The organism is Neisseria sp. P0009.S007, assembly GCF_051962515.1.
The window spans coordinates 17,832-21,581 of the sequence record NZ_JBQCVF010000029.1 but is presented as its reverse complement, the minus strand read 5'-3'; the positions used below and the strand labels follow the sequence as shown (position 1 = coordinate 21,581).

The 3,750-nt window shown below is 43.8% G+C and carries 4 protein-coding genes; 2 read left to right on the top strand and 2 right to left on the bottom strand.

What is annotated here, in order from left to right; translation table 11 throughout:
• Nucleotides 1-209 (bottom strand): AAA family ATPase (locus tag ACTHS3_RS04705; protein WP_440367265.1); only part of this gene is annotated, 209 nt, incomplete at its 3' end.
• Nucleotides 210-571: 362 nt separating this feature from the next.
• On the opposite strand from ACTHS3_RS04705, the gene ACTHS3_RS04700 reads away from it, so the two are divergent.
• Nucleotides 572-2,008 carry a transferrin-binding protein-like solute binding protein gene (locus ACTHS3_RS04700; RefSeq protein WP_440367263.1) on the top strand — a complete coding sequence of 479 codons (1,437 nt, stop codon included), beginning with the start codon at nt 572-574 and terminating at the stop codon, nt 2,006-2,008.
• 60 nt (nt 2,009-2,068) lie between these two features.
• Here ACTHS3_RS04700 and ACTHS3_RS04695 read toward each other — a convergent pair whose 3' ends face one another.
• A complete protein-coding gene (locus ACTHS3_RS04695; RefSeq protein ID WP_039861983.1) occupies nt 2,069-2,863 on the bottom strand; it encodes a thymidylate synthase in 795 nt (264 codons plus the stop codon).
• A gap of 414 nt (nt 2,864-3,277) precedes the next feature.
• Here ACTHS3_RS04695 and ACTHS3_RS04690 point away from each other — a divergent pair.
• Nucleotides 3,278-3,750: Glu/Leu/Phe/Val dehydrogenase dimerization domain-containing protein (locus tag ACTHS3_RS04690; protein ID WP_440367261.1), on the top strand; the 473-nt coding region annotated here is incomplete at its 3' end.

Here is a 3,750-nt window from a genome sequence, read left to right as displayed (position 1 = left end):
GCCGCACCGTTAAAAATCACGTCCTGCATACTCTCGCCGCGAAGCTGCTTCGCCGAAGCCTCGCCCAACACCCAGCGCACCGCGTCAATCACATTCGACTTGCCGCAGCCGTTCGGCCCGATGACCGCAACAAGCTGCCCCGGCACATGAATCGTAGTCGGGTCGGTAAAAGATTTGAAGCCGGAGAGTTTGATGTGGGTAAGGCGCATGGCAATGTTTCGAATCGGAAAAGAAGGCGTATTTTAACGGAAATACGCTTATCCGTTGAGAGAAAAGCATCCATAAAGTCCGACTGCTTTTTTATCTTCAAAAGGCCGTCTGAAAAGTTTGTTAAAAAGAAACAGACTAGCTATAGAACTCACTAAAATATTCAAAATAAATTCATATAAAACAATTAACTAAGAAAATATCCACCCAACCATCTTCCCTTTGATTAATTTTTGTACAGAAATGCAAACAAACTGTTTATTTTTTTATGATTTATGGTTATTATCAGATATTAAAGGTTTAAAAATCAGATAAACGATCTCTCCGACCTTTTAATCAAGCGAATAACCATACAGGGAATCTCATGTCAAACATCCAAACCAAACTTAAAACCATCGTTTTTACAGCCATCAGCGCAGCCATCTTGTCCGCATGCGGTGGTGGCGGAGGCGGCGGTTCATCTGCTTTAAGCACCGGCGCAACTCCTACCAATAATACCGGCAACTCTGCTGGCAACAATGGCAATCCTGCCAACAACAGCAATGCCAACACTCCGAAAGCTCCGTCTACTACGCTTACTAACAGTGCCGACAACCTTGCCGAACTGACCGATGAAGCTCCAATCGATCCGGCCAACGTTACCCAGCCTTTGCACACACATTTCATCTCTTCCAAAGGTGCACAGCAATCCAACCCTAACGTACAAATCCGCAAAGATGCCGCAGGCAAAATGTTCCAAACGGACAATCAAGACCGCAACCAAAATGGTCTGATCAGTTCTATTGACTTTAACAGCAATGATGAAGTCAAAATGGACGGCGTTGTATTATTTAATAAGACCTCTAATGGCAACGCAACCCAACCTACATGGACAAGTTACGCTTCTGTTATTGCCAAAGTATATTCAAAAGGCAATACTCAAACTGATGTCAGCGAACAAACGGGCAAGGAGAAAAATACCGAATTCGCATACGGCAAATCAACTTTGGATGACAAAATTGCTGAAGATTATAAAAAATTAAAGGCTGAAGAAGAAAAGCTTGAAAAAGAAGAAAATCCAGAAGCAGGTCCAGTTAACAATAAAAAAGTAACGGAGATCAAAGCAAAGATTGAAGAATTAAAGACTTCACACGCTAAAAATCTTGAAAATCGAACTAAACTAGCAGAAATTAATGAGAATGTTAGCAATAATCTAGCCTATTTCCGTCCAGACCAAGATGGCTTGGTATTCGACAAACAATTCGACGGTGTCTATGTCATCAATTTTGGCGATGGCACAGAAATTGTGTTGCATGATCCTTCTGCGGCCGGCTGGACATATCAAACCTTCGCGCATTACACCGACCCTAAAGGACATGTATACCAAGGCTACCAAAGCCTGGGCGATGAAACTGTCTTCACGACCCTGCCTGCTAAAGGTACAGCCACCTACAAAGGTATTTCTACTGCCTATGTGGTTACCGATAATAACAATCGTCAGTTGACTTCCAATGTCATAGCTATCGTTGATTTCGGCCTCAAAGGTATCCGTTTTGAAACATCAAACTCACACTTCCATACTTTGGAAAATGGTAAGCGCGTATCCAAAGCAGATAAAAACTACGATTTCAAAGGTACGGCAAGCTGGAAAGACGGCAACCTCTTCTCCGGCAAAGTCAGCACGGCCGATGACAAGTTAAGTGGCAACCTGAACGGCAAATTTTACGGCCCCAATGCTGCAGAAATTGGCGGCACTTACGGCTTGAAAAACAAAGATGCAACCGAACACTTAATCGGTGGCTATGGCGCGAAACGTCAATAAATCTACCTAAATAAAAAGGCCGTCTGAAGTTTCAGACGGTCTTTTGTTTTTTAACTTGGATTACACCGATACGGCTGCTTTGATGTGCGGATGCGGATCGTAGCCTTCCAATTCGAAGTCTTCAAATTTGAAGGCAAACAAGTCTTTGACTTCAGGGTTGATTTTCATGGTCGGCAGTTTTCGGAAATCACGGCTTAATTGCAGCTGGGCCTGCTCGATATGGTTGCTGTACAAATGCGCATCGCCAAACGTATGGATAAACTCACCGGCTTCCAGGCCGCACACTTGCGCCATCATCATGGTCAACAATGCGTAGCTGGCGATGTTGAACGGTACACCAAGGAAAATATCGGCGCTGCGTTGGTAAAGTTGGCAGGACAGTTTGCCGTTGGCAACGTAAAACTGAAACAGCGCGTGGCAAGGTGGTAAGGCCATTTCGTCGACCAAAGCCGGATTCCATGCCGATACAATCAGACGGCGCGAGTCGGGATTTTTCTTGATTTGTTCCACCACGTTGGCAATTTGGTCGATATGGCGGCCGTCGGGTGCAGGCCAACTGCGCCATTGGTAGCCGTAAACCGGGCCTAAATCGCCGTTTTCATCCGCCCATTCGTCCCAAATAGACACATTGTTGTCTTTCAGGTATTTGATGTTGGTATCGCCTTTAAGAAACCAAAGCAGCTCATGAATAATCGAGCGCAGATGCAGTTTTTTGGTGGTCAATAGCGGAAAGCCTTCACTCAAATCAAAACGCATTTGGTAACCGAACACGGAACGCGTGCCGGTGCCGGTACGGTCGGATTTGTCGATACCATTGTCGAGAACATGGCGCATAAGGTCGTGATAGGCTTTCATGTGTTTCCTTAATGTATGTGTTGTGGGAATTTCTTGTGTATTGTACCGAATTTTCAGACGGCCTGCCTCTCTGTCTTCAATGGGGCAACCTTCCCCATATTCGCGTAGTACACTCATTAACAATGTTGACAATTCAGCGCTAATTTACACAAATTTATGAGCTGAATTAAATTTTTACAAAAAAATTTTCAACATTTTCTAGTTTAATTACTCGGTATTTTATTTTTATTTAAATCTATTTAATAAAATATTTTTATATATTTTTAATTGAATTTAAAATATAATTCCATTTTTACAAATTGGTAAAAAAATAATGTCAACAATCTAGGTAAAATTTTTCTTGGCAAGTAAAATTTTTACAGCTATATTTCAAAACATAAATATTGAAATATCTCACTCAATAGGAGTAGAAAAATGACTGACCTGAACACCCTGTTTACCAATCTTAAACAACGCAACCCCAACCAAGAACCCTTCCACCAAGCTGTTGAAGAAGTGTTCATGAGTTTGGATCCGTTTTTGGCGAAAAACCCGAAATACACCCAACAAAGCCTACTTGAGCGTATTGTTGAACCGGAGCGCGTGATTATGTTCCGCGTCACTTGGATGGACGACAAAGGCCAAGTCCAAGTCAACCGCGGCTACCGCATTCAAATGAGCTCCGCCATCGGCCCTTACAAAGGCGGCTTACGCTTCCACCCGACCGTCGATTTGGGCGTGTTGAAATTCCTCGCTTTTGAACAAGTCTTCAAAAACGCGCTGACCACCCTGCCTATGGGCGGCGGCAAAGGCGGTTCCGACTTTGATCCTAAAGGCAAATCCGATGCCGAAGTAATGCGCTTCTGCCAAGCCTTTATGACCGAACTCTACCGCCACATCGGCGCCGA